Annotated in this window: 30 protein-coding genes, 1 tRNA gene and 1 pseudogene; 31 read left to right on the forward strand and 1 reads right to left on the reverse strand. The window is 68.0% G+C overall.

Annotated elements, in window-relative coordinates; genetic code table 11:
- Window positions 1–22: 22 nt before the first annotated feature.
- The 8 genes from QN141_05140 (at window position 23) to QN141_05175 (ending at window position 5,979) form a co-directional block, all read left to right on the forward strand.
- Window positions 23–973: a TOMM precursor leader peptide-binding protein gene (locus QN141_05140; GenBank protein MDR7557858.1), complete on the forward strand. Its 951-nt coding sequence runs from the start codon at window positions 23–25 to the stop codon at window positions 971–973.
- Window positions 973–2,265 (forward strand): YcaO-like family protein, encoded by a 1,293-nt coding sequence (locus tag QN141_05145; protein MDR7557859.1) that lies wholly within the window; start codon window positions 973–975, stop codon window positions 2,263–2,265. The genes QN141_05140 and QN141_05145 overlap by 1 nt, the downstream gene beginning before the upstream one ends.
- 15 nt (window positions 2,266–2,280) lie before the next feature.
- On the forward strand, window positions 2,281–3,117 hold the full coding sequence (locus QN141_05150; GenBank protein ID MDR7557860.1) for a SagB family peptide dehydrogenase: 837 nt from the start codon (window positions 2,281–2,283) through the stop codon (window positions 3,115–3,117).
- On the forward strand, window positions 3,107–3,610 hold the full coding sequence (locus QN141_05155; protein MDR7557861.1) for a CPBP family intramembrane glutamic endopeptidase: 504 nt from the start codon (window positions 3,107–3,109) through the stop codon (window positions 3,608–3,610). The genes QN141_05150 and QN141_05155 overlap by 11 nt, the downstream gene beginning before the upstream one ends.
- A complete protein-coding gene (locus tag QN141_05160) occupies window positions 3,600–4,367 on the forward strand; it encodes an ABC transporter ATP-binding protein (protein ID MDR7557862.1) in 768 nt (255 codons plus the stop codon). The genes QN141_05155 and QN141_05160 overlap by 11 nt, the downstream gene beginning before the upstream one ends.
- Window positions 4,364–5,101, forward strand: a complete 738-nt coding sequence (locus QN141_05165) for an ABC transporter permease (GenBank protein ID MDR7557863.1) — start codon at window positions 4,364–4,366, stop codon at window positions 5,099–5,101. Before QN141_05160 ends, QN141_05165 begins: the two co-directional genes overlap by 4 nt.
- Before the next feature lie 9 nt (window positions 5,102–5,110).
- The gene (locus tag QN141_05170) at window positions 5,111–5,827 is read left to right on the forward strand and encodes a DUF72 domain-containing protein (protein ID MDR7557864.1); all 717 of its coding nucleotides are present in this window, start codon (window positions 5,111–5,113) and stop codon (window positions 5,825–5,827) included.
- 78 nt (window positions 5,828–5,905) lie between these two features.
- Window positions 5,906–5,979 (forward strand) — tRNA-Gln (locus tag QN141_05175).
- A 93-nt stretch (window positions 5,980–6,072) separates the two neighbouring features.
- Here QN141_05175 and QN141_05180 read toward each other — a convergent pair.
- Window positions 6,073–6,801: an isoprenylcysteine carboxylmethyltransferase family protein gene (locus tag QN141_05180; protein MDR7557865.1), complete on the reverse strand. Its 729-nt coding sequence runs from the start codon at window positions 6,799–6,801 to the stop codon at window positions 6,073–6,075.
- Window positions 6,802–7,083: 282 nt separating this feature from the next.
- On the opposite strand from QN141_05180, the gene QN141_05185 reads away from it, so the two are divergent.
- The 23 genes and pseudogenes from QN141_05185 to QN141_05295 all read left to right on the forward strand — a co-directional run bounded on the left by QN141_05185 (window position 7,084) and on the right by QN141_05295 (window position 25,533).
- Window positions 7,084–7,848 carry a DUF881 domain-containing protein gene (locus tag QN141_05185; GenBank protein ID MDR7557866.1) on the forward strand — a complete coding sequence of 255 codons (765 nt, stop codon included), beginning with the start codon at window positions 7,084–7,086 and terminating at the stop codon, window positions 7,846–7,848.
- Between the two features lie 213 nt (window positions 7,849–8,061).
- Window positions 8,062–8,751, forward strand: a complete 690-nt coding sequence (locus QN141_05190; protein MDR7557867.1) for a response regulator transcription factor — start codon at window positions 8,062–8,064, stop codon at window positions 8,749–8,751.
- Window positions 8,748–9,854: an ATP-binding protein gene (locus QN141_05195; protein MDR7557868.1), complete on the forward strand. Its 1,107-nt coding sequence runs from the start codon at window positions 8,748–8,750 to the stop codon at window positions 9,852–9,854. The genes QN141_05190 and QN141_05195 overlap by 4 nt, the downstream gene beginning before the upstream one ends.
- Window positions 9,855–10,384: 530 nt before the next feature.
- Window positions 10,385–11,332, forward strand: a complete 948-nt coding sequence (locus QN141_05200) for a 4Fe-4S dicluster domain-containing protein (protein ID MDR7557869.1) — start codon at window positions 10,385–10,387, stop codon at window positions 11,330–11,332.
- Between the two features lie 14 nt (window positions 11,333–11,346).
- Window positions 11,347–14,592: a molybdopterin-dependent oxidoreductase gene (locus QN141_05205; GenBank protein ID MDR7557870.1), complete on the forward strand. Its 3,246-nt coding sequence runs from the start codon at window positions 11,347–11,349 to the stop codon at window positions 14,590–14,592.
- 68 nt (window positions 14,593–14,660) lie between these two features.
- Complete coding sequence (locus QN141_05210) at window positions 14,661–15,233, forward strand: DOMON domain-containing protein (GenBank protein ID MDR7557871.1); 573 nt, start codon at window positions 14,661–14,663, stop codon at window positions 15,231–15,233.
- Window positions 15,233–15,982 (forward strand): DOMON domain-containing protein, encoded by a 750-nt coding sequence (locus tag QN141_05215; GenBank protein ID MDR7557872.1) that lies wholly within the window; start codon window positions 15,233–15,235, stop codon window positions 15,980–15,982. Before QN141_05210 ends, QN141_05215 begins: the two co-directional genes overlap by 1 nt.
- A complete protein-coding gene (locus QN141_05220) occupies window positions 15,975–16,607 on the forward strand; it encodes a hypothetical protein (protein MDR7557873.1) in 633 nt (210 codons plus the stop codon). The genes QN141_05215 and QN141_05220 overlap by 8 nt, the downstream gene beginning before the upstream one ends.
- A 99-nt stretch (window positions 16,608–16,706) precedes the next feature.
- Window positions 16,707–17,167: pseudogene (locus QN141_05225) on the forward strand (DoxX family protein).
- A 181-nt stretch (window positions 17,168–17,348) separates the two neighbouring features.
- Window positions 17,349–17,534 (forward strand): SHOCT domain-containing protein, encoded by a 186-nt coding sequence (locus tag QN141_05230; GenBank protein MDR7557874.1) that lies wholly within the window; start codon window positions 17,349–17,351, stop codon window positions 17,532–17,534.
- A gap of 10 nt (window positions 17,535–17,544) precedes the next feature.
- Window positions 17,545–17,745 carry an SHOCT domain-containing protein gene (locus QN141_05235; GenBank protein MDR7557875.1) on the forward strand — a complete coding sequence of 67 codons (201 nt, stop codon included), beginning with the start codon at window positions 17,545–17,547 and terminating at the stop codon, window positions 17,743–17,745.
- 27 nt (window positions 17,746–17,772) lie between these two features.
- Window positions 17,773–18,198, forward strand: a complete 426-nt coding sequence (locus QN141_05240) for a cupredoxin domain-containing protein (protein MDR7557876.1) — start codon at window positions 17,773–17,775, stop codon at window positions 18,196–18,198.
- 28 nt (window positions 18,199–18,226) lie between these two features.
- Window positions 18,227–18,631 (forward strand): DUF302 domain-containing protein, encoded by a 405-nt coding sequence (locus QN141_05245; protein ID MDR7557877.1) that lies wholly within the window; start codon window positions 18,227–18,229, stop codon window positions 18,629–18,631.
- A 385-nt stretch (window positions 18,632–19,016) separates the two neighbouring features.
- On the forward strand, window positions 19,017–19,484 hold the full coding sequence (locus tag QN141_05250; GenBank protein MDR7557878.1) for a cupredoxin domain-containing protein: 468 nt from the start codon (window positions 19,017–19,019) through the stop codon (window positions 19,482–19,484).
- Window positions 19,485–19,519: 35 nt separating this feature from the next.
- The gene (locus tag QN141_05255; protein MDR7557879.1) at window positions 19,520–19,687 is read left to right on the forward strand and encodes a YHS domain-containing protein; all 168 of its coding nucleotides are present in this window, start codon (window positions 19,520–19,522) and stop codon (window positions 19,685–19,687) included.
- Window positions 19,688–19,848: 161 nt separating this feature from the next.
- Window positions 19,849–20,406 carry a methyltransferase gene (locus QN141_05260; GenBank protein ID MDR7557880.1) on the forward strand — a complete coding sequence of 186 codons (558 nt, stop codon included), beginning with the start codon at window positions 19,849–19,851 and terminating at the stop codon, window positions 20,404–20,406.
- A 142-nt stretch (window positions 20,407–20,548) separates the two neighbouring features.
- Window positions 20,549–21,190, forward strand: coding sequence for a LysM peptidoglycan-binding domain-containing M23 family metallopeptidase (locus QN141_05265; protein MDR7557881.1), 642 nt, complete (start codon window positions 20,549–20,551; stop codon window positions 21,188–21,190).
- Between the two features lie 109 nt (window positions 21,191–21,299).
- Window positions 21,300–21,584 (forward strand): hypothetical protein, encoded by a 285-nt coding sequence (locus tag QN141_05270; GenBank protein ID MDR7557882.1) that lies wholly within the window; start codon window positions 21,300–21,302, stop codon window positions 21,582–21,584.
- A gap of 22 nt (window positions 21,585–21,606) precedes the next feature.
- Window positions 21,607–21,795: a YHS domain-containing protein gene (locus QN141_05275; GenBank protein ID MDR7557883.1), complete on the forward strand. Its 189-nt coding sequence runs from the start codon at window positions 21,607–21,609 to the stop codon at window positions 21,793–21,795.
- Window positions 21,796–22,140: 345 nt separating this feature from the next.
- Window positions 22,141–22,386: a hypothetical protein gene (locus tag QN141_05280; protein MDR7557884.1), complete on the forward strand. Its 246-nt coding sequence runs from the start codon at window positions 22,141–22,143 to the stop codon at window positions 22,384–22,386.
- Window positions 22,379–24,964, forward strand: a complete 2,586-nt coding sequence (locus QN141_05285; GenBank protein ID MDR7557885.1) for a heavy metal translocating P-type ATPase — start codon at window positions 22,379–22,381, stop codon at window positions 24,962–24,964. Before QN141_05280 ends, QN141_05285 begins: the two co-directional genes overlap by 8 nt.
- Window positions 24,965–24,971: 7 nt before the next feature.
- Window positions 24,972–25,178 (forward strand): hypothetical protein, encoded by a 207-nt coding sequence (locus QN141_05290; GenBank protein MDR7557886.1) that lies wholly within the window; start codon window positions 24,972–24,974, stop codon window positions 25,176–25,178.
- 199 nt (window positions 25,179–25,377) lie between these two features.
- Window positions 25,378–25,533 (forward strand): hypothetical protein, encoded by a 156-nt coding sequence (locus tag QN141_05295; GenBank protein MDR7557887.1) that lies wholly within the window; start codon window positions 25,378–25,380, stop codon window positions 25,531–25,533.
- Window positions 25,534–25,546 lie beyond the last annotated feature (13 nt).

A 25,546-nucleotide genomic window follows, 5' to 3' on the forward strand; every position in this document is an offset into this window, starting at 1 on the left:
TGGAAGGCGAGGTGATCCGTCCGTGATCCCGGCCGACGCTCGGCCCCGTCTCTATCCCTGGTTCAGGGTCGTCCGGGATCGCGACGCCTACCTCTTCGAGTACGGGGGACAGCTGGTGAGGATTGCAGGGCCCCAGGCTGTCCCCCTCCTTACGGCCTTGCTCCCCCTGATCGACGGTCGGCTGACCGTCGAAGAGATCCAGCGCCGCCTCGGCGAGTGGGATGGCGAGGCCGTCGTCCGGGTCCTCTCGGCACTAAAAGGTAACGGGATTGTTGCGGTTGCTGGCTCTTCGCCCCTGTCGGGGGAGGACGGAGACCTGCTGACCGCCATCATGGGAGGGCGGGAGAACGACGCGCCGGTCGATCGCGCCCGCGTGGGGGTCCTCGGGACGGGATCCCTGGCGCAGGCGGTGACCCGGCTCATCTCAGCATCGGGCGTCGTGGCCGCCCGCGCCGTCACGGTCGACGACCCCCCCACCACGTTGGACCTCGTCGTCGTCGCCGTCCAGGGCGAGGATCTATCCCGGCTCGACAGCTGGAACCGTCGGATGCTGGAATGCCGCCAGAGCTGGCTCCTCGTGTTGCCCTTCGACGGGGCATACGGGACGGTGGGACCGCTGTTCATTCCCGGGGAGACGGCGTGCTATGCCTGCTTTCAGACCCGCCGCCGGTCCGTCCTGGAAGACCCTGACATTGCCCGCCTCTATGACGACCTGCCGGCCTATCATCCCATGGGCGCGGGCGTGACGTCGCTGCTGGCCGGCCTGGCCGTGCACCTCGCACTGCGCTGGATCCTGCGCCGCGACGCCTGGATCGGCGGGATGCTGTACGCGGTGGGGCTCATGCCCCACCCCACGGTCAGCGCCCACGAAGTCTGGCCTGTGCCCCGGTGCCCGGTGTGCCGTCCCCTGTCCCAGCACACTCCCGCGCCGTGGTTTCCGGAGCAGGCGGAACCGGCGCAGAGCCCCACGTAATGGACCGGGCGGCCGTCATGCGGCTCCTCTCCCCGTATGTGGGACCGATCCGCGCGCTGCAGGAGTTGACGACGCTTCCCGGTCACGCTCCTCTGCCCGCCTTCATGGCCGAGACGGCCGACCTCCGCCTCATCCATGGGTGCCCGGTGCGGAGCATCAGGGGCAGCGCGACGCACTACGACAGGGCGTCGGCCATGGCGGCGGCCGTGGGAGAGGCGGTGGAGCGCTACTGCGGGGCGGCCATGCCGGAGACGCTGCCCCTGGCCCCCGCGGTTGCCCTCGGGACCGCGGCCGTCTCGCCCGACCGGTTTGCCCTTTTCCACCCCGCGCAGTACGCCCGCCCGGAGTTTCCGTATCGCCCCTTCACGCCGGAGACCTGCGTGCGCTGGACGAAGGGGGTCGACCTGTCCACACACGCTGCAGTGTACCTGCCCGCCCAGCTCGTCTATCTGGGCGCGGAGGCCGGGGCGGTCGCGGGTGATACGCCCATCGGCTACGCGACCAGCAACGGGATGGCCTGCGGTCTCTCGGCGGAAGAGGCCGTCCTCGGCGGACTCCTGGAAGTGGTGGAGCGCGACGCCGTCATGCTGACCTGGTATGCGCGGTGGTCGCCGCCGATCCTGGAGTGGCGCGCCGACTCCTCCCTGGCGACTGTTGAGGACCGGTACTTTGCGGTCACGGGGCTCCGGTACACGTGCCTCGACCTGAGCGACCTGCACGGGATTCCGACCGTGCTGGCGGTGGTCCGGGGCACGGAGGTGGGGATGGCCGTGGGAGCGGCCAGCGCGCTGCGCCCCGGGGAGGCCTGGCTCAAGGCGATGCGCGAGGCGTTTGCGACCTATGCCTGGGCCGATCGCCTCCGACGGACCACGCCGCCCATCGCACTGACCCGACCGGATTTGGTGCGGCGCTTCGCGGATCACGTCCGGTTCTATGCGGATCCGCAGGCGCTCCCGTCGGCCGCCTTCTTGTGGCAGAGCCAGGAATCGCGGGACATCCGGGCTTTGCCGGATCTCCTCGAGCCGGTCCCGGTCCGGCAGATCGCCGCCGTCGTCGGACGCATCGTAGCGGCCGGCGCGTCGGTCTTTGCCGTGGATCTCACTACGGTCGAAGTCCGCCGGGCCGGGGCGCACGTCTGGAAAGTCGTCAGCCCCGAGCTGCAGCCGCTGGACGTGGGGTATGAGCGGCGCTATCTCGGCGGGCCACGGCTGTACGCGATGGCGGCGCAGCTCACGGGCCGACCCCTCTCGTCCCCGGAAGACGTGAATCCCTGGCCCCACCCGTTTCCCTGACGCCGCGGAGGCCCCATGGCCCTCGACGACCGCCTGTTCGTCTCCGCCTCTGCCGTCCCTCTCGCGCTCGCCTCTGCGCAGGACGACCCTGCGGAGCTCTATCATGAGGCGTCCAAGCTGCAGCCCTCACTCCTCTGGCGGCAGATGGCGGGCGTCCGGAGAATGGAACAGAGTCCGGAGATGCAGCGGCGCGCGCTGCGCGCCGGGAAGCGGTTCACCCACCGACCTGTGCACGGGCTGCCGCCGCCTCACTTTGGGCCGGCATCCTTCGAGGCCGTCCTGCGCCGGCGGGGTTCATCCCGGGCTTTCGGGGAGGGGGCACTCTCGCTGGCCGATTTTGCGACGATCCTCTACGCCGCATACGGCATCACCCGACGTGCCGGGCACATCGCCCGGCCCGATGGTCGGACGGTGCCTTCGGGCGGCGCGTTGTACCCGCTGGATGTCTACGCCGCCGTGCAGCGGGTGGAGGGGCTGCCGCCGGGCGTCTACCACTATGACCCGGCGGGCCACAGGCTGGCGGCGCTGCGATCAGACAGCCCGCGTGAGGAGCTGGTCCGCGGGTTGGTCGATCCGTCCCTGGCCGAGGCGTCGGCGGTGATGATGCTCGCCGCCTGTTTCTGGCGCAGCCGCTTCAAATACGGGCTCCGGGCCTACCGCTTCGTCCTGCTCGAGGCCGGCCACCTCGCCCAGAACGTGCTCCTCACCGCGGCCGCTCTGGACCTGGCGGTCTTGCCGATCGGCGGGTATTTCGACCGCCGGATCGACGACCTCCTGGCCCTCGACGGTGTCCACGAGTCGGTGGTCTACCTCCTGGCCCTGGGACTACACGCCGGTGCCTATGTCCGATGAACTCTATCGCCTGGGGAAGCTCGCGCTGGCGCTCACCTTCGTCGGCACGGGAATCATCTGTCCCTCTGGGGGGAGCGCAAACGCGGCGGCCGGGGGATTCGCGGGCACGGCGCTGTACGCCCTCCTGGCCCGTGCCCTGCCGCAGGTGGATCTGTCGGTCCTGAGGGCGCCGGCAGTCTGGACTGTACTGCTCGGGTCTGTGGCCGACGAGATCCTCTGGCGGGGCTGGCTGACCGCTCCCGCCGTCCAGAAGGCCGTCCTTCCCTACGCGGTGGTGGGGAGCACCCTCGGCTTCGCCTTCGCCCACCTGCCCCGGCAGGGACTCCGGGGGGCGGCGGTCCATCTTCTTACAGGGGCCGTCTTCGCGACGGTGATGCTCGTCCTGGGCTTCGCCGCCGCGGCGACCGCTCACGTCAGCTACAATCTCTGGGTCCTCATGGCAAGGACCGGTGCCTGTCGGACCGGTCAGAGAGGAGTGCGGGATGGCCGATGAGCGCGGCGCGACCGCAGCCTCCGCACAGGGAGTGACGAAGCGGTTCGGGGACACGACGGCTCTGGACGGCGTGACCGTCGCCGTGCCTCTGGGCGCCGTGGTGGCGCTGCTGGGACCGAATGGCGCGGGCAAGACCACCCTGGTCAGCCTCCTCACGGGTACCCGCAGGGCCGACGGGGGGCGCGTGGAGTTGTTCGGGGAGGACCCGCGCCACTGGCGAGCGCGGCGACGCCTGGGCGTGGTCCCGCAAGAAATCAGCTTCCCGCACCTCCTCCGGGTCCGTGAGGTGATCGACCTGGTGCGGGCGCACTATGCCGATCCGGTGCCAACCCCGGAGCTCCTGCACCGCTTCGGGCTCGAGGCGGAGGCGGGGCGGGAGGTGGCGCGGCTCTCCTCGGGACAGCGGCGGCGCCTGGCGGTGGCCCTGGCCTTCGCCGGTCGCCCCGCGCTGCTGGTGCTCGACGAACCGACCGCCGGACTCGACCTGCAACTCCGGCGGATCTTCTGGCAGGAACTCCGGGCGCACGTCGCTTCCGGCGGGAGCATCCTCCTCACCACCCACTACCTGGAGGAGGCGGAGGCGCTCGCCGATCATGTGGTGCTGTTGCACCGGGGCCGAGTCCTGGCTTCCGGCACGGTGAGCGAGGTCAAGGCATCGGTCGAACGCTCCCGACAGGCGCTGTCGGCCGGCGCCGCGGAGGTGCGCCCGCTCTCCCTGGAGGACGCGGTCCTCCACCTGCTGGAGGAGGCGTCATGATGCGACCTCTGGCCGCTCATTTCCTCGCGGATCTGCGGCTGCTGGCTCGAATGCCGGCGTACACTATTCCGACGCTGCTGCTGCCCAGCCTCTTCTTCCTCATGTTCGCCGGCCAGCGAATTCCCCGGGGTGTTCCGACCGTCGTTCCCGTGGCATCCTTTGCCACGTTCGCTGTGTTCGGCGTGGTCTTCTTCAAGTTCGGCGTCAGCACCGCGATGGACCGCGCCGCCCCCTGGACGCGCTACGTACGCACCCTGGCCCTCGCGCCCGGCACGGTGCTGGCGGCCCGCGCTCTCTCCGCAGTGGTCTTCGCCCTGCTGGCCGCCTTCGCGGTGTTCGCCACGGCCCGGATGACGATGGCGATCGGCCTGGCTCCGGTCCAGCTGGGGCGGGTGCTCGTGGGGCTGTTGGCCGGCGCGCTCCCCTTCACGCTCTGCGGAATCGCGGTGGGCTACTGGACGAGCCCGCGGAGCGCGGTAGCGATGGCGAATCTGCTGTATCTCCTCCTCTCGTACGGCGGCGGGTTGTGGACGCCGCCGGATCTCTTACCCCCCGGCGTGCGCGACGTGGCCGTCGTCCTCCCCACCTACCACTGGGGCCGCGTGGTGTGGGCGGCGGCGCTGGCGCTGCCGTGGCGGACGGCGGACTGGCTCGCCCTGGCCGCCTGGACGGTGGTCTTCGGGGCGGCGGCCTGGCGTGGCTACGTGCGGGACGAGGGCGCCCTCTACGGTTGAGGGACGGCCATGCTGCTGATCGGCACCTCGGGGTGGGCCTACCCGCACTGGCGCGACAGGTTCTATCCCCGCGGGGTGCCGCAGACCCGGTGGCTGGAGTACTACGCCGGCCACTTCCCCACCGTCGAGGTGAACAACACCTTCTACCGGCTGCCGACCGCAGACGTCTTTGCCGCCTGGGGGGCGCGCACACCGGCGGAGTTCACCTTCGCCGTCAAAGCCAGCCGGTACATCACCCACGTGCTGCGGCTGCGTCGGCCGCGCCGCCCGCTGGCAACATTCCTGCGGCGGGCCGCCGGGCTCGGGTCCAAGCTCGGTCCCGTCCTGTTCCAGCTCCCGCCCCGGTTTCCGGTCGACGCCGAGCGCCTCGAGGCGTTTCTGCGCGTCCTGCCCGGGGACGTGCGGCCGGTCATGGAGTTCCGCGATCCCACCTGGCACGTCCCGGAGATCTTCGACCTCCTCGACCGGTACCGGTGCGGGTACTGCATCATGGTCGGCCCCAGCCTGCGCTGCGAGCTGGTTGTCACGGCGCGCCGGCTCTACATCCGCTTCCACGCGCCCGGCGGGGCCGGTCCGGCTTTCGGCCGGCGGCGCCTGGGCCTCTGGACGCAGCGCATCCGGGAGTTGATGCAGGAGGCCGACGAGGGCTGGATCTATTTCAACAACGACGCGGAGGGCGCCGCCCTGGAAGACGCCCGCCTCCTTCGCCGGCTGCTCGGGGCCTGAAGGGACAGGCCTCAGCGGAATCACGGAGCGCATGGGCAACGGCGCCCGCTTTCTATATAATTGAGGATGGTCGTCCGCTGGGGGATCGTCTAGTGGTAGGACGACGGGCTCTGGACCCGTTAGCGGGGGTTCGAATCCTCCTCCCCCAGCCAGCTGGAATTCTCTAGAGCTCCTTCTTGATCCGCGAATATCCCTCCAGTTACTGGAGCGCATCTGGGGGACTGCGGTTTCGGTTTCTCCGAAGATCATCCCCGTCCGGTTGCCCGCGGACCGAGGGGGAAGAACCCTCCAGTCTTCTCTGCATAGGCTCGGAATTCACCGCCGAACCGGCTCGCGAGGTAGGCGTCCTCTCTTCTGGCAAGCCGGATGTAGATGACCACCAGGATGGGCCACATCACCAATCCGATCGCCGTCGGCCAGTGAATCAACCACCCGCCGGTGATCAGCAGAATACCAAGGTACTGCGGGTGGCGCAGGTAGGCGTAGATCCCTTGAGTGGCCAGTCCATCCCCGGCGCGATAGACCTCTCGCCAGCCTGAGACGACCAGCAAGACCCCGAGGAAGGTTACGAGCGACCCAAGGGGCATGCCGACCCTGTGCATGTACAGCATGAACTCCCGCTCAAAGAGCGCCAGACCGAAGGCGCTGGAGAGGAAGTAGATGGTCAGCGGAAACCCGAACATCTCCGCAAACAGCGATACGATGAACGCCGCATAGACTCCATGCGACCGCCAGTCCCCGCGCGTGCGGACGGGCAGGAGGACCAGGAAGATCAGGAAGGCGGCGATGGAGCCCGCAACCAGCCCCCACCGGCCGCGCTGAATCGCCAGGTCGGCTCCTCCCAGTCGCCCCGAGACCTGCAGCGCCACGGAGTGGCCCACCGCGATGAAGAGGGCAGCGATGACGACCGCCGCACCGAGCAATGCGGCACCTGTCAGAAGTTGCCGACCAGCCACCGACGGCAGCCGATTCACCAGGCGTACTCCTCTTCACCGGCGCCCCCGGACAGCGCCGGTGTCCCCGGCACCAGCGTGACAGAGACGGGGCCATCGCGCAACACATCATAAGACGCGGACGATCCTCCTAAGCGCCGCTCCGTCACGCGCGGCGCGTGGTGCGCCAGCGCCTGCGCTACGCCGGCCGTCGGACGATTCCTGATCCCCGGCGCACCTTAACACAAACTTAACCACGTCTCCGGCAGTCAGCACCTATGCTAGGAGCGGTCGAGTGCCAGGAGCGATCGAGCTTCTGCGCGCATGACCCTGGTGGTGGTAACCGTCTTTGCGTCCTCGACTGTCCGCCGTCTCTTTCCGGTCAGCGGGGCGGGCACCGGTATCGTGCTGCTGCTCGCGGCGCTGTTGCTGACGCTGCAGTTCCGTACCGAACGCGCCATCCGGGAGGCGCTGGGGATCCCCTCGCCCCAACTGGAGGCCTTCGGGTACCGACTGCGGCGTGCGGAGACCCAGCGCCGGGCGATGGAGGAAGAGGTGGCGGCGCTGCGCGAGCAGGTTGCCGAGATGCGCCGGATCGCCGCCGGAGCGGAGGGCGAGCTGCGCCGTCTGAGCGGGGAACTCGACTACCTCCGCGCCCTGGCAGGCCTCACGGCGCTCGCCGGTCCCGGCCTGGTGATCGTGCTTCGGGACAGCGACCGCGTGCCGCTTCCCGGAGAGGATCCCAACAATGTATTAATCCACTACACTGATCTGCAGGCGATCGTGAATGACCTCTGGGCTGCGGGCGCCGAGGCGATTGCCATCAACGGCGAGCGGCTTTTCGTGGGTTCTTCGATCCAATGCGTCGGCGCGACGATCCTGGTCAACCATCGTCGCCTTGCCCCACCGTTCCGGGTCGAAGCCATCGGAAACCCCGAGGCCTTGCGGACTTACCTCCTCCGCCCGGCCGGAACGGTCCAGGACCTGCGGGCTCTTGACTTCCCGGCGACGATCGCGGCCGTCAGGCACCTCGTCGTGCCCCCGTACCGGGGGCCGCTCCCGATCACGTCGCGTGGGACACTTCGGTGAACAGGCGAGGCCCGCTTTGATCGCCGCCGCCGGCTGAGAGACAGGCCGACGTGGGGGAGAGATCGTCGGACACATCCTCTGACGAAAGGGGGCCCGGGTCGTGGGACCACCTCCGCCCGAGCCGGTTCGTCCTTTGACCGCTGTCTCCTGATCCTGGCCGCTCCTCCGCATGGAGATGTCCCCAGATCCCCGGCCGTGCGCTACAATGCAGGCGTGCCGAAGGTCCTGATCGTCGATGACGAAGAGAGCATCGTCGACCTCCTCAGATCGTACCTGACGAACGAGGGTTTTCGGGTGGAGGCGGCGATGGACGGTCCGACCGCACTGGCGAAAGCCCGTGCGTTTCGCCCCGACGTCGTCGTGCTCGACATCATGCTCCCGGGACTCGACGGGATCGAAGTGCTGCGGCAGCTTCGCGCCGAATCGCCTGTCTACGTGATCATGCTCACGGCGAAGGCCGACGAAGCGGATAAGGTCGTGGGCCTGTCGGTTGGGGCCGACGACTACGTGACGAAACCCTTCAGCCCCCGGGAACTCACCGCCCGCCTCCGGGCGATCCTGCGCCGTGGCCGGGGCGCCGCTCCTGAGCCGCCGCGGGTCCTGATGTTCCGGCAACTGCGCCTCGACCCCGCCCGCCGGGAGGTCTGGAAGGATGACGAGCCGGTTGAGCTGACCACGCTGGAGTTCAATCTGCTGCACACGCTGGCGTCGTATCCCGGCCACGTTTTGTCGCGCGAGCAGCTCCTGGAACGCGTCTGGGGAACCGACTACTTCGGAGACGACCGGGTCGTCGACGCGCACATCAAGAAGCTGCGGCAGAAGCTCGGCGATGACGCCGCCGAGCCCCGTTTCATCCAGACCGTGCGCGGCATCGGATACAAATTCGTCGCGGAACCCCTATGAGGGTGCGGGGGCTGCGCCGGCTGGGTCCGAAACTCTTCATCTCCTACGTGCTCATTGTGGTTGTCGGATCGCTGGTCCTGTGGACCACGGCCGAGGCCGTGGCCCCCACCGCCTTCAGCCGTCACCTCAGGGCGATGGTGGGGGCGATGGGGCAACCCCACATGATGGCCGACCTCTTCGCGGCGTTCCTGCGTGCCATGAACACGGCCCTGGCCGTGGCCGCGACGGCAGCCTTTCTGTCCGCCGTGGCCGTCAGCATCTTCGTCACGCGGCGTATCGTGGCGCCGGTGCGCGCCATGATGACCGCGAGCGCGCGGATCGCCGATGGGCGGTACGGCGAACGCGTCCCGGTGACGTCGGATGATGAGCTCGGAGAGCTGGCCGGGCAGTTCAACCGGATGGCGACGGCCCTGGAACAGGTGGAGCGCATGCGCCGCGACCTGATCGCCGACGTGGCCCACGAGCTGCGCACCCCCCTGGCCAGCATCGCCGGCTACATGGAAGCGCTGATCGACGGCGTGCTGCCGGCCGAGCCGGAGACATTCCACCGGATCCGGCGCGAGGCGTCGCGCCTGCAGCGGCTGGTGTCCGACCTGCAGGAGCTGTCACGCGTGGAGGCGGGTCAGATCCCGATTCTGCCGCAGCCGGTCGAGGTGCGCGAGCTGGCGGACGCCGCGGCCGCCCGGATGCGTCCGCAGTTTGAAGACAAGGGGGTCGTCCTTGCCGTGGACATCCCCCGCAATCTGCCGCGGGTGCTGGCCGATCCCGATCGCATTGGCCAGGTCCTGACGAACCTGCTCGGCAATGCGCTCCAGCACACACCCGAGGGCGGCCGCGTCACGATCCAGGCGCGCCGGGAGCAGGGCATGGTGGCGATCGCCGTCGCCGACACCGGCGCAGGCATCGCCCCGGAGCACCTCCCGCATCTGTTCGACCGCTTCTATCGCGTCGATCCCTCCCGGGCGCGCCGCAGCGGCGGGAGCGGGATCGGCCTGACGATCGCCCGCCACCTAGTCGAACGCCACGGCGGCTCGATCCGGGCGGAGAGCGAAGGCCCGGGTCACGGCGCGACCTTCACCTTCACGATCCCGGCTGCCGGCTAGGACTCCCACCCCACCATCGGGGGCTGACGCGCAGGATCGTTGTCCCCGACCGGATCGGCTTTCACCGAACTTTCACAACCCCTTAAGGTGGCGTTAACCTCTTTCCCGTCGTTTCCCCATAGCCTGGGGGCGGACTCCTTGAGCCAGCGCGGGGCCACGGCGCGTGCGAGGATCGAGCATCGGGTCATGGCCTGATGCCCGGCAGCCCGTTCCGATGGTATGGTCTGGCACGGTAGATCCATGCGGATCGTCGTCCGTCCCTTTGGTTCGTACCCCGAGGCGACCGGGCTCGGCCGCCCGCCGGCGAACGTTCCCCAGGGGTCCACGGCCAGTCGCGCGTGGAGCGTCCTGCTCGGTGCGCATCCCCCGCTGCACGGTCAGCCCCGTCCCTTTGCCTTCGCCGTGAACGACGCACATGTGCCACTCGATGCCACGCTCCGCGACGGTGACGAGCTGGTGCGGGTCCCGCCGTTGAGCGGCGGCGGCTCCGGTTCCGGGAACACCATGCCACCACAAGGAGGTCCCGTCTCATGAGGACGGAGATGACCGACGGCGCTCGTTCAAAAGCGTCACCCGCTGGAGCGAAACTGAGCCGGCGGAAGCTGCTGGAACTCGGCGCGGCCGCCGGATCGTCGGTCCTGGTCGGCGGACGGCGCCCCGTCCGAGGCGTGGCTGCCGCTGCTCCCGCCCTGGCCCCTCTGCCGCCGGGCCGGGATACCGAGATCCTGCGGATGCAGGCCGACATCCGCCGGGCCCTGCAGAAGCCTGTGGAGCAGCGGAACTGGATCATGGTGATCGACGGGCGGAAGTGCGTCGGCTGTCAAGCCTGCGTGGTGGCGTGCGCCGCCGAAAACGTCCTGCCCCCGGGGGTCTCCTACCGGTCCGTGCCCGAAATCGAGTATGGGACCTATCCCAACGTGCGCCGGTACCCGATGCCGACCCAGTGCATGCAGTGCGACAAGCCGCCCTGCATGGAGGCGGCCAACGCCATCGCGCCCGGATCCATCACGAAGCGGCCGGACGGCATCGTCGCGATCGATTACACGAAGTTCCGCGGCCGCGCCGCGTTCGACGCCGCCTTCAAGGCCTGCCCGTACCGCGCCCTCTACTACGACGACGGCAGATTCTACACCCAGCCCACGCCGGCGTTCCAGCCGTACGAGGAGGCCGTCAGTCACGACTATGGCCGGCGCTGGGTGCGCGACCGGGTGCGGCGGGGTGAGCCGCCGATCGGCGGGGGGCGGAAATGCCACTTCTGCCTCCACCGGCTCAACGCCGGGCTGGTCCCGGCGTGCGTGAGCACCTGCATCGGCCGGGCCATCTACTTCGGCGACAAGAACGACCCGCAGAGCCTGGTCAACGAGGTGCTGGCGAAAAACGCCGGCAAGGTGCTGCGCATCCGCGAAAACCGCGGCACCGAGCCGCGCGTGTATTACATCTGCGACGATGTCCAGCTCAGCACGAGCGTGCACACGTAGGAGGAGGGGGGACGATGGCACAGCATGCGGCTGAACGCTCCGGGCGTCGCCTCCGCCGGCGCGACCTGCTGGCCGGCGGCGCGCTGCTGGGCACGAGCGCGCTCCTGGCGAGCCAGGCCAAGCTGGGCGAGCTGGCGGACCTGGTGCGCACCGCGGAGGCGGCGGAGCTGCCCGCAGGCGGCTACGACCTGGTGGATCCCTACAACATCCTCTACTCCGTCTGCCAGCAGTGCAACACGCAGTGCGGCATCAAGGCCAAGCTGCGAGATGGCGTCCTGGTGAAGCTCGACGGCAACCCGTTCAGCCCGTGGAATCTGGATCCCCACGTGCCGTACCGGACCTCGCCGTTCGAGACCGCGGCGCTCGACGGCCGGCTCTGCCCCAAGGGGCAGGCCAGCATCCAGATGGCCTATGACCCGTACCGGATCGTGAAGGTGCTGAAGCGCGCGGGCAAGCGGGGGGAGAACAAATGGATGACGATCCCCTTCGAGCAGGCCGTGCGCGAGATCGTCGACGGCGGCTACCTGTTCAGCCACGTCCCCGGCGAGGAGAACCGGAAGGTCGACGGGCTCAAGGAGATCTGGGCGCTGCGTGATGCGGCACTGGCCAAGGCCATGGCCGACGAGGTGAAGATCATCCAGGGCAAAAAGACGCCGGAGGAGAAAAAGGCTGCCGTCGAGGCGTTCAAGGCGAAGTTCCGCGATCAGCTCCATGTGCTGATCGATCCCGACCACCCGGACCTCGGCCCGAAGAACAACCAGCTGTTCTTCCTCTGGGGGCGTCTCAAGGGCGGCCGCGGCGAGCTGATCCGCCGTTTCACGGTCGATGCCTTTGGCTCGCGCAATGCGCACGGCCACACGACCGTCTGCCAGGGCTCACTGTACTTCACGGGCAAGGCGATGAGCGAGCAGTACGTGGACGGCAAGTGGACGGGGGGGAAGAAATTCTTCTGGCAGGCCGACCAGCAGGCTTCCGAGTTCATCATCTTCGTCGGCGTGAACCCGTTCGAGGCGAGCCAGGGGCCGACGAACCGGACGCAGCGGATCGCCCAGGCCGTCAGCGAAGGCCGTCTCAAGTATGTGGTCATCGATCCCGTCCTCAGCCGCACCGCGGGCACGATGGCCTGGAAGTGGCTGCCCAACATCCCCGGGACCGAGGCCGCCGTGGCGCTGGCCCTCGTACGCTGGATCATCGACAACCGCCGGTACGATGAGCGGTATCTGCGCAATGCGAACAAGGCCGCCGCGGCGGCGGATGGCGAGCCGACGTGGTGCAACGCCGCCTGGCTGGTGAAGATCGAGCAGGACGGGACGCCAGGGAAGTTTCTCCGTGCCTCTGAAGCGGGGATTGCGGCGAAGCAGACGCGCCCGACGAGCGACGGCAAGGGCACCTACCAGTTCGATCCCTTCGTGGTCTCGGTGGACGGCCGCCTCGTGCCGGTCGATCCGTATGACACCACCACGCCGGTCGAGGGAGACCTCCTGGTGAGCACCGAGGTCGCGGGCATCAAGGTCAAGACCGCGTTCCAGGTGCTCACCGACCAGGCGCATCAGAAAACGATGGCGCAGTGGGCGCAAATCGCCGGGCTGCCGCTCGCGGATCTCGTCGAGGTGGCGCGCGAGTTCACCAGCCACGGCAAAAAGGCGGCGGTAGACATTCACCGCGGCGTCTCCCAGCACACCAACGGCCTGTACAACTGCACGGCCTGGTTCGCGTTGCCGCTGCTGATCGGCAGCTTCGACTGGAAGGGCGGGATGGTCGCCGGGGCGACCTACGATCCCACCGGGGGCAAGCCGGGCCAGCCGTTCAATCTCGGGAAGCTGCATCCCAGCAAGACGACCGCGTTCGGCGTCAGCATCATCCGCGACGGGGACAGCTACGAGTCCAGCACCCTCTTCACACAGTATCCGGCGAAGCGGCCGTGGTATCCGCTGGCCAGCGACATCTATCAGGAAGCCATTCCTTCCGCGGGGGACGGCTATCCCTATCCGATCAAGGCCCTGTTCATCTACATGGGATCGCCCGCCTACTCACTGCCGTCCGGCCACACGAACATCGCCATCCTGGCCGATCCATCGAAGATCCCGCTGGTGGTGGCCAACGACATCATTATCGGCGAGACCTCGATGTACGCCGACTACATCTTCCCCGACTGCACGTATCTGGAGCGGTGGGAATTTGCGGGCACGCAGTTCTCCATGCCGTGGAAGGTCCAGCCGGTCCGCCAGCCGGTCATCGCGCCGCTGACGGAAACGGTGAAGGTCTTCGGCCAGGAGATGCCCGCGACGTTGGAGGCGATGCTCCTGGGGCTGGCCGAGCGCCTCGGGCTGCCGGGATTCGGGAAGAACGGCTTCGGCCCGGGGCAGGATTTCCTGCGGGGTGAGGACCTCTACCTCAGGATGGTCGCCAACCTGGCGGCCGGTGAGAAAACGGACGGCTCCGACGCCGTCCCCGACGCCGATGATCGAGAACTGGACCTCTTCATCCGATCCCGCAGGCACCTGCCGGCGACCGTGTTCGACCCCGGGCGCTGGGCGGGCACGGTGGGCGAGAGATGGTGGCGCAAGGTGGTGTACGTTCTGAACCGGGGCGGCCGGTTCGAAGATTTCGCTGCGGCCTATCAGGGAGAGCAGCTGAAAAACAAGTACGGAACCCTGATCAACCTCTACCAGGAGAAGACGGCCACGACCCGCAGCGCCATGACTGGGAAGCCCTTTCTGGGCGTGGCCAACTACACGCCGGCGCCGCGGGACCTGTTGGACCGCCCTGTCGCGGATGCCCAGTATGACCTCCGGCTCATCACCCACCGGGTGGTGTTCCACACCAAGAGCCGCACGATCAGCAACTACTGGCTCCTCAACATCCTTCCCGAGGGTGAGTTCCTGATGAATACACGGGATGCCGAGCGCCTGGGCTTGAAGACCGGTGATGTCGTAAAGGTCGTCTCCGCCACCAACCCCGAGGGCGTGTGGGACCTGCAGCACGGCCGGAAGAAACCGATGGTCGGCAAGCTCAAGGTCATCGAAGGGATCCGCCCGGGCGTCGTCAGTTTCTCGCTCGGCCACGGGCACTGGGCCTACGGCAGTCAGGACGTCGTGATCGACGGACGCGTCATCAGGGGCGATCACCGCCGCTCACATGGTCTGCACGCCAACGCCGCCATGCGCACCGATCCGGTCCTGCCCAACACCTGTCTGGCCGACCCTGTGGGCGCGAGCGCGGTCTTCTACGATACGCAGGTGCGGCTGGTCAAAGTTTGACACGATGCTGGATCGTTCCGTCGCACAGTGCCTCGAGATTCAGAAGCGATAGAGAGGAGATGTCTGTTATGCGCATCGCCGGCTTGATCACCGCCTTCGCACTGTCCATCTCCCTCGGCGCTTTCCCGATCCTGGCCCAGACACAGGCTGTCGTCGACGGCAAGATCGCCCCTGGCGAGTACGCACGCACGTACACGCACGACGCTTCGGGCATCCGGCTGGCCTGGCGGGTCAGCGGGGACATCCTGCAGCTGGCGATCCAGGCCTCCGGCGACGGCTGGATCGGCATTGGGTTCCTCGCCAAGAGGGCCAAGGGCAAGCAGGGGGCGGACCAGTACATCTTTAGCACCGAGGGCGGAAAGCCGGTCGCGCTCGACCTCTACCAGTCGGCCGTTCTCGGCCGGCCGGTCTTGGACGAGGAGGAGGGGGGCAAGAACTCGATCCTCCAGTCCGCGGTAGTTCGCGAGGGCAAGAACTGGACCGTGGAGTTCACACGGAAACTCCGGACCGGCGAGAAGACGGATATGGAGATCGTGCCGGGCAAGAAATTCTCCTTGCTCCTCGCGCTCGGCGCGACGGAGAACTGGAAGCAGCCCCACAAGAACACGCAGCGCTGGGAGATCGGAGGATTCGCCTCCTGATGCCGGACGGGCGGCGCACGCCGCTCATGGCCGCCCTGGCCGTCTCCGCGCTGCTGGTACTCGTCGTGGCGGGGGGACCGATCGCCGGTGCGCCGGCCTCCCCCCGCATCGACGGCCGGATCGAGGACGGCGAGTACAGCGGCCACTACCAGGCCCAGAAGATCGGCATGGAGCTGCATTGGACGATCGAGGGCGAGTACATCACACTCGCCCTGCGGACCCCCGCCCAGGGGTGGCTGGCCGTCGGCTGGGACCCCACCGGGCCCATCATGGAAGGCGAGGACATCCTAATCGGCTACATCCGGGGCAAGGAACTCTTTCTCCAGGATTATTTCGCCAACACCTCCGTGACGCACGCGAACGACGTCAGTCTGGGCGGCCGTGATGACATCTTGGAAGCTTCCGGGTCGGAGGACGCCTCGGGGACGATCATCGAGTTCCGGCGGCGCCTGGACACCGGAGACCGCTTCGATCGTCCGCTCGGGCCCGGGGCGCACACCGTGCAACTCGCCTACGCGCCGACGGATGACTTCGTCACCTACCACGGCGACAAGCGCACGGTCGTCAAGGTCGACTTCCAGGCCGGCGGAGCCATGGAGACCGGGTTGTTTGCCAGGCCCCGGGCTGTTGGGACCGCGCAGAATCCCTTCGCGTCGTGGCTGCTCACGGTAATCACCGGGGTGATCCTGATCGGTGGCCTGACCGCAGCCTACCTGCTCTGGCCCCGGCGGGAGAGAAACCATGCCTGAGGGTGGCCGCGTCGCCTGGCATGTCATCACCGCGGAGTTGCACACCGGCATGCTCACCCTCGCCTTCGCCAGCGCGGTGATCCGTCTGCTCGGGGAGCGGTTCACCGGTAGCCACGTGGTGTGGCGCGCCCTGGTGCGCCTGGCGGAGCCAACCGCGCTGCTGGCCGCGATCGGAGGCCTGCTGTCCCTTGTCGCCAGTATCGTCACCGGGTTTCTCTACACCTGGCCGGCGGAGGTGCTGCTGACGTCCTCCGTCGTGCTCAACAAGATTGCCCTCACCGCCTTCTCGCTCACGTTCTGGGTGGCATTTATCGCGACGCGGTGGATCTACGGCTCCGGGTTGTGGGCGCGGCCGCATCTCCGCTGGTTCTACGTCGCCCTGGCCACGGGCGGGTTCGTCACCCTGATGCTGGTCGGCTCCACGGGCGGGCATCTCGCGGGGAAGCGCAGCATGCTGGATTCAACGCTACACTACCTCGGGATCAATACGCACCTGTTGTTCACCCTCTCCCGACCGGCCGTCTACGTCATCCTGACCGCGGTGGCGCTGGCCCTCCTTTCCATTCTCACCGCGCGCGCCGCCTCTGGCCGATCGCTCCGTCGTTCAGAAGCAGAGACGCGATAAAGCTGCCGGTCGCCGTTCACCGAACTTTCGCCGGGCCGGCATCCGCCGTTCGCGCCCATGCCATACGCTCCAGACGGAGACAGCAACGAGATGGGAGGAATGGAGACGACAGCGCGGGCGCTCGCGAACGCGCAGGACGTTCACGCCGACCCGGCGTTTGTGCGGGTGTTGTTCAGCACCACGCGGATCGCCTGGCTGTGGGCGATTCTCCGGGTTTGGCTGGGGTACCAGTGGCTGGAGTCCGGGCTGGCGAAGCTGGGGAATCCGGCCTGGACAGGTTCGCGAAGCTGGTGGCCTACGGCGAGGTGCTGGTCGGCGCGGCCCTCATGCTCGGCGCCTTCGTGGGCATCGCCGCGTTCTTCGGCGGCTTCATGAACTGGAACTTCATGATGGCCGGCACGGCCAGCCCGAACCCGGTGCTGTTCACTCTGGCCCTCCTGCTCATCCTCGCCTGGAAGGTGGCCGGATACTACGGCGTCGATCGGGTTCTGCTGCCGGCCATCGGCACGCCCTGGCGGCCGGGGAAGGTCTTCCTGGGGAGGCTCCGGACGTCTCCGTAGAAGGGTTTCCCCGTCGGGTCGGAGGCGCGAGGGGGCACGACCTGCTCCCTCGCGGCGCTTCCGGCGGTCGAGAAGTTTCACCGGGCGTTCACAACGCGGGCATCCGTCGTTCACGAGAGCCCGGTATGGTGAGAGAGACACGAACGGAGAGGAGTGATCGGCGATGATGGGTGGATTCGGCATGGGTGGCGCAGGGATCCTGTGGATTATCTTGCTGGGCGTGGCGATCTGGGCGATCGTCAGCGCCGTGAACCGGCCCGGCGTCCGCTCGACGGCCGGCTCGGCGCGGGAGACCCTGGACGCGCGGCTGGCACGAGGCGAGCTGTCGATCGAGGAGTACAAGAAGCTCCGCGAGACGCTGGGATAGGAGGCGGGCCATGGGGTTCGGCCTGATGTGGCTGTGGATGGCGGCGTTCTGGATCGGCGTGGTGGCGCTCGCCGTGTGGGCGGCGGGACGGTTGTTTCCCGGCGTCCCGTCGCCCCGGACGCCCACTCCGCGGGAAATCCTTGATGCCCGCTACGCGCGGGGCGAGCTGACGCGGGAGCAGTACCACGAGCTGCGCAAGGAACTGACTTAGACCGAAGGGGGCGCGGCGATGCACGGCATGGCCTTGATTGGTGTGCTCCTGATCCTGGTGGCGCTGGCCGGATTCGGCGCCATGGGCGGATGGGGAGGCGGTCCTCCCGTATGGATGCCGCACATGGGATGGGGACAGGGCGCACCCGCCGAGTCGGCTGCGACGCCGATTGCCGGAGCGGATCGAGAAATCGTGTCGCTCGTGGACTTCGGCTTTCGTCCGGGCCAGATCCGCGTCCGCGCCGGAGGGCCGGTGAATCTGGAGCTCGTCAACGAGGGACGCGTCCGGCACGACCTGACGATCCCCGCCCTGGGATTCCGCGCCGTCGTGGGGCCGGGCCAGCGCGTCACCGCGGGACTGGCCGGCGCCCAGGCAGGGGACTACGAGGTGTATTGCAGCGTGCCGGGGCACCGCGAAGCCGGCATGGTGGGACGGCTTGTTGTGATCCCGTAGAGACCATCCTGGAGGTGAGGTAAGCGTCATGATCGAGACCACCACGTATGGATTCTCAGTGAAGCTCGGCATGCCGTACGCGGAGGCGGTGCGGCGCGTCACCGCGGCGCTGAAGGCCGAAGGATTCGGCGTCCTGACGGAGATCGACGTGCGGGCCACGTTGAAGCAGAAGCTCGATGCCGATTTCCGGAACTACGTGATCCTGGGCGCCTGCAACCCGCCGCTCGCGCACCGCGCGCTTCAGGCGAACCTCGACGTCGGCCTGCTGCTGCCCTGCAACGTCGTCGTTTACGAGAACGGTCCCGGCTCGGTGGTCGCCATCGTCGACCCGATCGCCATGCTGGGGGTGATTCCCGACCCGGCGCTTCGACCCGTGGCCGAAGAGGCAAGGGAACGTCTGCAGCGTGTGGTCCACAGCCTGCGGGCGTCTTAACCTTCTCTTAAGGTTTTCTTAAACACGCGTTCATCCGGTCCGAGACGGCCGGCGGGTAGAGTGAAGAGGCGAGAGGAGGCAACCGCGAGCGCCTCCGGAAAGGCCCGCCGCAGGGCGTAGCAGGCGGGCGGCAGGAGAGCGGCGTGAAAGGGTGTCGTCTTCGGTCTTGCCGCGGTTTTGGTCCTGGGCATTGCGGCGTTCCTAGCCATGGTCACTGTGGTCGTGCTCGCCTTGTGGCTGCTGCCGCTGCCAGCCCGGCTGGGTTACCTTGCTCCTCGCCAACGTTATACGGGGATATTGCCCCACTATGGGGTGTCGTGTACGCTCATGAACGGCTGGCGTGACTTTGCAGCGGGTTCAGACTCGAGGATGATGAGGTGAGACGATGCGGGTGAAAGCGATCTTCCTGGTGGGCGTCCTGACGATCGGAGGGGCGGCGGCGGATGTGGTCGCCGCGCCGGCCCAGAAACTAACGCTTACGATGACAGAGTTCCAGTACGCTCCCAGGACCATTGCGCTGAAGCCGGGGACGGCGGTGGAGCTGATCGTGACGAACAAGGGCGCTGTCCAGCACGAGTTCATGCTCTATACGTCTCCCGGGTCCATGGCCATGAACATGGACATGGACAAGTACGGGGCCGAGAATACGTACTTCAAGGACATCGGCGTCATCGAGGTGGTTTATCCGGGCAAGAAACCGTCCACGTCATCCCGTCTGGAACGGGTGATGGTCGATCCCGGCCAGAGCGTCACAATCCGGTTTACGGCAAAGAAGGCGGGCACCTTCGAGTTTGCCTGCCACATCCCCGGCCACTACGAGGCGGGAATGAAGGGCACCCTGGCGGTGAAGTAATCTCTCAGAGAGCACCCACGAAGGGAGCGATGCCCATGGTGACCGATCCGGTATGCGGGATGCAGATCGACGAGCGCAAGGCAGCCGGGACGTCTGTCTATCACGGCCAGACCTACCACTTCTGTTCGAACGGCTGCAAGGCGGCGTTCGACAAGGAACCCCAGAAGTACGTAGAGCACCGGGGGCACGCCCACGGCCACTGAGCCCCGGAGCGCGTCGAGTGAGCGCGAGCGCCCGGTCCGCGCGACCGGGCGCTCGCGTCTTTAACGAAACCTTCAACATCTGCTAACGACGCCTTAAGCACCCGCCGCGCCCGCCGGGATACACTGCCAGCGCATAGAGGAAAGGAGTGTGCAGCAGCGTGATGTACGGTTTTTTTGTGCCGCTCGTGCTGGGGTTCACCGTCAGCGGGGTCAGCGCCTTCACAGCCGCCTTCTCCCGGCGCTTCGGAGAGCACGGCGGTCAGATGGCGACGATGATCCTGCGCAACCTCGTGGGAATCCCACTGTGGGCGGCCGGCTACATCCTGGCCTGGCAGGCGTCGACACCGTGGCTGTTCGCCTCAGGTCCGGCGGTCCGGATCACAGGGTGGCTGCTGATCGTCACGGGGTCGATCCCCGTGATCTTGGGCCACCTGCAACTGGGGTGGCGGACGCACATGCCGTCGGTCCGGGATACCCTCGTCCGCACGGGTCTGTACGGCCGGGTGCGGCATCCCATCTACGCCGGCGGCCTGTTGATCTTCCCTGGCCTGGTCCTGATTCGGCCGACATCGGCGGTGGCGGCGGCGAGTGCACTGGGCCTTCTCTGGGTGATTCTGCAGGCCAGGCTCGAGGAACTGGACCTCGTGCAGCGATTGCCGGCGTACCGACAGTACATGCGGGAGGTGCCCCGGTTTGTCCCGCGGGCATCGCGGAGGTGACCGTAGACAAGTCCGGCCCGCCTGCCACGCGCCGGTGCCCGCCGGCGGTGGGGCGGGAGTCGATGGAGCTGGGTAGCGCGTCCCTCCTGCGCCTACGGGCTGCGGGGGGCCGCGATCTTCACCGTCCTGACAGGAGGCGGAGATGGGCTACCGCTTCGCCAGCTTCGCGTTCGCTGCGCTCATCGCGACGCTGTGGTCAGCGCAACCTGCGTTCGCCGCACCCGCCGATCCCGATCCCACGCCGCACATCGTCCAGACCGGGGAGACGCTCTGGTCCATCGCGCGTCGCCACGGCCTGTCCGTCGACGCGCTCGCCGCGATCAACGGTCTGCCCGATGACAACCGGCTGTATCCCGGGCAGCGGGTGATCCTGGGGCCGAGCGCCGGCACGCTGCAGGGAGTTCCGCGCCCCCGGCTTGCCTGGCCCAGTCGGGGCCTGATCACCTCGCGGTTTGGATTTCGCTGGGGACGTCACCACCACGGCATCGACATCGCCGCGCCGGCGGGGACCCCGATCACCGCCGCCCTCGACGGCACGGTGCAGTTCGCCGGCCGGCTGGCCGGCTACGGGCGCTTGGTGATTCTCAACCACGGCGGCGGGCTCACCACCTACTACGGCCACGCCTCGCAACTCCTGGTGAAGGTGGGCGACCGGGTGACACAGGGACAGCTCGTGGCGCGCGTGGGCGCGACCGGCGAGGTGACGGGGCCGAACCTGCACTTCGAGGTGCGCCGGAACAAGGTCCCTCTGGATCCGCTCGCCTTCCTGCAGGGACAGCGCTGATGCGCTCGCCTTAACACAACCTTAACAGTTCCATAAGGTCGCAATAACCATCTGCCGCCCCTCCCGCGGCTAGGATGAACGCGATACTCGCTCGGGGAGGAGGACGACGATGGCTGAGCTGTGGCAGGCCTATGGGACGTGGGTGCTCTACGGGTTGTTCTTCCTGGCTTTCCTGTGGCTGCACGGGTTCATGCACGGCGGCCACGGGGGGCACGGAGGCGCGCATGGCCGGCCTGCGAGGAGGGGATCGCCAGACGCCCAGAGACCGCACCACAGCCCTCCTGCCGCGCATTCAACCGACGCCTCCTCCATTGACGACCATGCGACGTCCGGACCGTATCATGACCACGCTCCGGACCAGAAGGCTCACACGCGCCGTGGAGGCTGTTGTTAGATGCTCGAAGGAGGGGACGCCGATGCCGACGTGTCCGGTCTGCGGAAAGCCCGCAAACAAGGCGCTGTTCTCGGAGTACCGGGGCGAGATTTACTACTTCGCCTGCCCGGCGTGCAAGGTGCGGTTTGAGGAGGATCCCCCGCGCTACCTGACCGCGGGTCCCCTGCCGCACGATCATCACCATCACGACGGTCACCACCATCCCGACTGACACCTTCCGGGCGCCGGAGGTTCCCTTCGTGGTCGTGGCGGGGAGCGAACACCGTGACCGTGGGGGCAGGTCTTAAGGAATTCTTAACCACCCCCTAATCCGCTCTTAACCATCGCTTGTGGCCTGGCGGGCTACGATGGGTCCAGGCTGGCGCAAGGGGTGGGAGGGAACGGGTCATGAGGCGGGAGGCGATGATTGCCGTGCTCTACGGCGCCTTTGTGGGGTGGCTGATCGCCGCGGTGCCTGCGGCCGTGGGGCGGATGGTCCGTGGATAGTGCAGCCCCAGAGTCCTATCCCGCGCGCATCCATGCCGTCGCATCGACGGGCGCCTCTAGGCCAAGCCTGATGGCGCGCCTGCGCCTCAGGGCGGAGGACGAGACCTGGATGATGATGAGCGGGCTGATCGCGCTCTGCGCTCTGACCGCCGTGGGCGTCCTGATCCTGCCGATCTTCGGACCGCGCGTCGCCGCCGTCACCGCGGTGGTGCTGGTCTCGGCCATTGTGCTGGTATGCTATCTCATCTGCGTCCCGCGCGCCCTCGCGGGCGCCGCATCTCCTCACCGGCGTGGAGGGTCCCGTCGAGATGCCTGATGACAAGAATCCGCCTGAAGCGGTGGAAGTTGTCCTGCCGATCCGGGGCATGTCCTGCGCGTCATGCGCGGCGACTATCGAAGGAGCGCTGGCCGGGATGGCCGGCGTGCGGCGGGCCAGCGTGAACCTGACCGCCGAGAAGGCGTTCGTCACCTTCGACCCCGCCCGGGTGACGCCGGCCCAGATGGCGCGGGTCGTCCGGGACCTCGGGTACGGGGTGGGGACCGAGGATCTGGTGTTGCAGATCGGCGGTATGAGCTGCGCGTCATGCGTTGCCGCGATCGAGGGCGCGGTGGGCGGCATGCCCGGCGTGGAATCGGTGCAGGTCAGCCTGGCTGCGGGTTCGGCGCGCGTCACCTACTATCCGGGCGTGACGACCCCGGCCCAGATCAAGCGGACGATCCGCGATCTCGGCTACGAGGCGGCGGAGCGGCTCGAGGGCGTAGCCGCGCTGGACCGGGAGCGCGAGGCCCGCCGGCGCGAGATCCGGCGGCAGGGCCGGTGGGTGCTGATCTCCTGGCCGCTGGCGCTCGTCGTGATGCTGGGCACGTTCCAGGAGGTGTGGATCCTGCCGCGGTTCGTGCCGAGAGTGCTCGCCAACCCGTTCGTGCTGTTTGCGATCACGACGCCGATCGTCTTCGGCCCGGGGTGGCAGTTCTTCGTGAACAGCTACCGCGGTCTGCGCCACGGCGTCACCGATATGAACCTGCTCTACGCCACGGGCATCGGCGCCGCCTACCTCATCGCCGTCCTCAACACCTTCTGGCCGCAGGCCGGGTTCGGCGGCCCGGAGGCCACCTTCTACGAGGCCGCGGCGCTGCTGACGGCGTTCATCATCCTCGGGCGGTACCTCGAAGCGCTCACTCGCGGCCGGGCCTCGGACGCCATCCGTAAGCTGATGAGCCTGCAGCCGAAAGTCGCCCGGGTGCTGCGGGACGGCGCCGAAGTCGAGATCCCGGCCGACGAGGTCGAGGTCGGCGAGATTGTGGTCGTCCGCCCGGGCGAGCAGATCCCCGTCGACGGCATCGTGCTCGAAGGCTACTCCGCGGTGGACCAGTCCATGCTCACCGGCGAGTCGATGCCGGTGGAGAAGCGCGCCGGCGACGAGGTCATCGGCGGGACGCTGAACAAGACCGGGGCGTTCCGGTTCCAGGCCACGAAGGTCGGCCGCGAGACGGCGCTGGCGCAGATCATCAAGCTGGTCGAGGAAGCCCAGGCCAGCAAGGCGCCCATCCAGAAGCTGGCCGACCTGGTCGCCGGCAAGTTCATCTTCTGGGTGCACGTGCTGGCGCTGACCGTGTTCCTGTTCTGGTTCTTCCTGGGCTACCAGGCATTCTTCACTCCCGGAACGCGCCTGATGCTCACGCCCTACACCCTGGCCGGAGTCGGGGCCTTCGGGTTCGCGCTGCTGGTCTCCGTGGCGGTGCTGGTGATCTCCTGTCCCTGCGCGGTGGGCATGGCCACGCCCAGCGCGATGATGGCCGGCACCGGGAAGGCGGCGGAGCACGGAATCCTGTTCAAGGGCGCCGACGCCATCGAGAACGCCAGCAAGCTGACCACCATCGTCTTCGATAAGACGGGCACGCTGACCAGAGGCGAGCCATCCGTAACGGACGTCATCCCCGTCCCGGGGTGGTCAACGGACAGCGTGCTGGGGCTGGCCGCGGCGGCCGAGGTGAATTCCGAGCACCCGCTCGGGGAGGCGATCCTGCGCGGGGCCCGCGCCCGCGATCTGGCCGTCGAGGAGCCCGAGAGCTTCAACGCCATCCCGGGTCACGGCGTAGAGGCGACGGTGCGGGGCCTGCCGATCCTGCTCGGCAATCGCAAGTTGATGCGAGACCGGGACGTGGACCTCTCGGGCCTCGCCGGCCGGGCGGAGGCGCTGGAGCAGAACGGGAAAACGGTCGTGTTCGTTGCCGCGGACCGGCGTCCGGTCGGGCTGATTGCCGTCGCCGATACGTTAAAGGAGCACTCCGCCGAGGCCATCCGCATCCTGCACCGCCTCGGCCTGCAGGTCGTGATGATCACCGGCGACAACGAGCGGACCTCGACGGCGATCGCCCGTCAGGTCGGCATCGACCGCGTCCTGGCCGAAGTGCTGCCGCAGGACAAGGCGGAGGAAATCCGGCGGCTGCAGCAGGAGGGCCGCCGCGTGGCCATGGTCGGCGACGGGGTGAACGATGCGCCGGCCTTGGCCCAGGCGGATGTCGGGATGGCGATCGGCTCCGGCACCGACGTGGCCAAGGAGACCGGGCACGTCATCCTGATCAAGGACGATCTGCGGGACGTCGTCACGGCGATCGAGGTCGCCAGGGCGACGATGCGCAAGGTGAAGCAGAACCTGTTCTGGGCGTTCGTGTACAATACGGTGACCATCCCCGTGGCGGCTGGCGCGCTCTACCCGTGGTCGCAGCAGGTCGTCAGTCCTGAGCTCGCCGCGTTCCTGATGGCGATCAGCTCGCTCACCGTAACGCTGAACACGACTTTGCTGAAGCGCTTTGCTCCGAGCTTGCGGGTCGCGGCGGGGAGGCCCCTGCGACTCCCCGGCCCGGTACCGGTCGCCGGGGGGGAGGGGTGAGGTGACGATGGCGGGGCGAGAAGGCGGCATCCGGCGCGCCGGTCTGCTGGGGGTACTGGTGGCGCTGGCGGCGGCCCTAGCCTTTTTCGGAATCACGGCCGTGTTGGGCGGCTATCCTCCTGTGGCGCGCTACGGCGGGGCGGCGTGGGTGTTCCTGCTCACGTGGATCATCACGATGCCGGTGCTGGCTCCATTGCTGAAGGCGCGGAGCTAGCGGATTTGTGAGGAGGGCGGGCATGCCGAGGGGGCACGGAGTGCGGCGCGATCCGCGCCGCTACGCGCGGAGACACGGGGACACCGCCCTCAAGAGGGATTAGACACGCCGATAAGGCAATGTTACCCACGTTTCGCGCGTTGCGGCGCATCGTAAGGGTCGAAGGCGGGGGAGTGCGCCGAATGAGGTGCGATGACGGGTGAACCCCATCTGGCACGCGCTGTGGTTGACGGTGGAGACGGCGCTCTGGTTCGTGCTGATCGGCGGCGCCGTGGCCGTCGTCGTGTCCGCGGTGCAGAACTGGCTGCACGTGCGGTTGTTTCGACGACGAGTGGAGGCCGGGGGAAAGCCATGATGGTAAACCCGAA

This window comes from Armatimonadota bacterium (assembly GCA_031459765.1).
In the GTDB taxonomy this organism is placed as follows: domain Bacteria; phylum Sysuimicrobiota; class Sysuimicrobiia; order Sysuimicrobiales; family Kaftiobacteriaceae; genus Kaftiobacterium; species Kaftiobacterium secundum.

What these genes read in the sequence shown, in the direction of transcription:
- QN141_05145 (MDR7557859.1), top strand. Translation starts at nt 973, where the DNA reads ATGGACCGGGCGGCCGTCATGCGGCTCCTCTCCCCGTATGTGGGACCG.
- QN141_05150 (MDR7557860.1), top strand. Translation starts at nt 2,281, where the DNA reads ATGGCCCTCGACGACCGCCTGTTCGTCTCCGCCTCTGCCGTCCCTCTC.
- QN141_05155 (MDR7557861.1), top strand. Translation starts at nt 3,107, where the DNA reads ATGTCCGATGAACTCTATCGCCTGGGGAAGCTCGCGCTGGCGCTCACC.
- QN141_05160 (MDR7557862.1), top strand. Translation starts at nt 3,600, where the DNA reads ATGGCCGATGAGCGCGGCGCGACCGCAGCCTCCGCACAGGGAGTGACG.
- QN141_05165 (MDR7557863.1), top strand. Translation starts at nt 4,364, where the DNA reads ATGATGCGACCTCTGGCCGCTCATTTCCTCGCGGATCTGCGGCTGCTG.
- QN141_05170 (MDR7557864.1), top strand. Translation starts at nt 5,111, where the DNA reads ATGCTGCTGATCGGCACCTCGGGGTGGGCCTACCCGCACTGGCGCGAC.
- QN141_05185 (MDR7557866.1), top strand. Translation starts at nt 7,084, where the DNA reads ATGACCCTGGTGGTGGTAACCGTCTTTGCGTCCTCGACTGTCCGCCGT.
- QN141_05195 (MDR7557868.1), top strand. Translation starts at nt 8,748, where the DNA reads ATGAGGGTGCGGGGGCTGCGCCGGCTGGGTCCGAAACTCTTCATCTCC.
- QN141_05200 (MDR7557869.1), top strand. Translation starts at nt 10,385, where the DNA reads ATGAGGACGGAGATGACCGACGGCGCTCGTTCAAAAGCGTCACCCGCT.
- QN141_05205 (MDR7557870.1), top strand. Translation starts at nt 11,347, where the DNA reads ATGGCACAGCATGCGGCTGAACGCTCCGGGCGTCGCCTCCGCCGGCGC.
- QN141_05210 (MDR7557871.1), top strand. Translation starts at nt 14,661, where the DNA reads ATGCGCATCGCCGGCTTGATCACCGCCTTCGCACTGTCCATCTCCCTC.
- QN141_05215 (MDR7557872.1), top strand. Translation starts at nt 15,233, where the DNA reads ATGCCGGACGGGCGGCGCACGCCGCTCATGGCCGCCCTGGCCGTCTCC.
- QN141_05220 (MDR7557873.1), top strand. Translation starts at nt 15,975, where the DNA reads ATGCCTGAGGGTGGCCGCGTCGCCTGGCATGTCATCACCGCGGAGTTG.
- QN141_05230 (MDR7557874.1), top strand. Translation starts at nt 17,349, where the DNA reads ATGGGTGGCGCAGGGATCCTGTGGATTATCTTGCTGGGCGTGGCGATC.
- QN141_05235 (MDR7557875.1), top strand. Translation starts at nt 17,545, where the DNA reads ATGGGGTTCGGCCTGATGTGGCTGTGGATGGCGGCGTTCTGGATCGGC.
- QN141_05240 (MDR7557876.1), top strand. Translation starts at nt 17,773, where the DNA reads ATGGCCTTGATTGGTGTGCTCCTGATCCTGGTGGCGCTGGCCGGATTC.
- QN141_05245 (MDR7557877.1), top strand. Translation starts at nt 18,227, where the DNA reads ATGATCGAGACCACCACGTATGGATTCTCAGTGAAGCTCGGCATGCCG.
- QN141_05250 (MDR7557878.1), top strand. Translation starts at nt 19,017, where the DNA reads ATGCGGGTGAAAGCGATCTTCCTGGTGGGCGTCCTGACGATCGGAGGG.
- QN141_05255 (MDR7557879.1), top strand. Translation starts at nt 19,520, where the DNA reads ATGGTGACCGATCCGGTATGCGGGATGCAGATCGACGAGCGCAAGGCA.
- QN141_05260 (MDR7557880.1), top strand. Translation starts at nt 19,849, where the DNA reads ATGTACGGTTTTTTTGTGCCGCTCGTGCTGGGGTTCACCGTCAGCGGG.
- QN141_05265 (MDR7557881.1), top strand. Translation starts at nt 20,549, where the DNA reads ATGGGCTACCGCTTCGCCAGCTTCGCGTTCGCTGCGCTCATCGCGACG.
- QN141_05270 (MDR7557882.1), top strand. Translation starts at nt 21,300, where the DNA reads ATGGCTGAGCTGTGGCAGGCCTATGGGACGTGGGTGCTCTACGGGTTG.
- QN141_05275 (MDR7557883.1), top strand. Translation starts at nt 21,607, where the DNA reads ATGCCGACGTGTCCGGTCTGCGGAAAGCCCGCAAACAAGGCGCTGTTC.
- QN141_05280 (MDR7557884.1), top strand. Translation starts at nt 22,141, where the DNA reads ATGGCGCGCCTGCGCCTCAGGGCGGAGGACGAGACCTGGATGATGATG.
- QN141_05285 (MDR7557885.1), top strand. Translation starts at nt 22,379, where the DNA reads ATGCCTGATGACAAGAATCCGCCTGAAGCGGTGGAAGTTGTCCTGCCG.
- QN141_05290 (MDR7557886.1), top strand. Translation starts at nt 24,972, where the DNA reads ATGGCGGGGCGAGAAGGCGGCATCCGGCGCGCCGGTCTGCTGGGGGTA.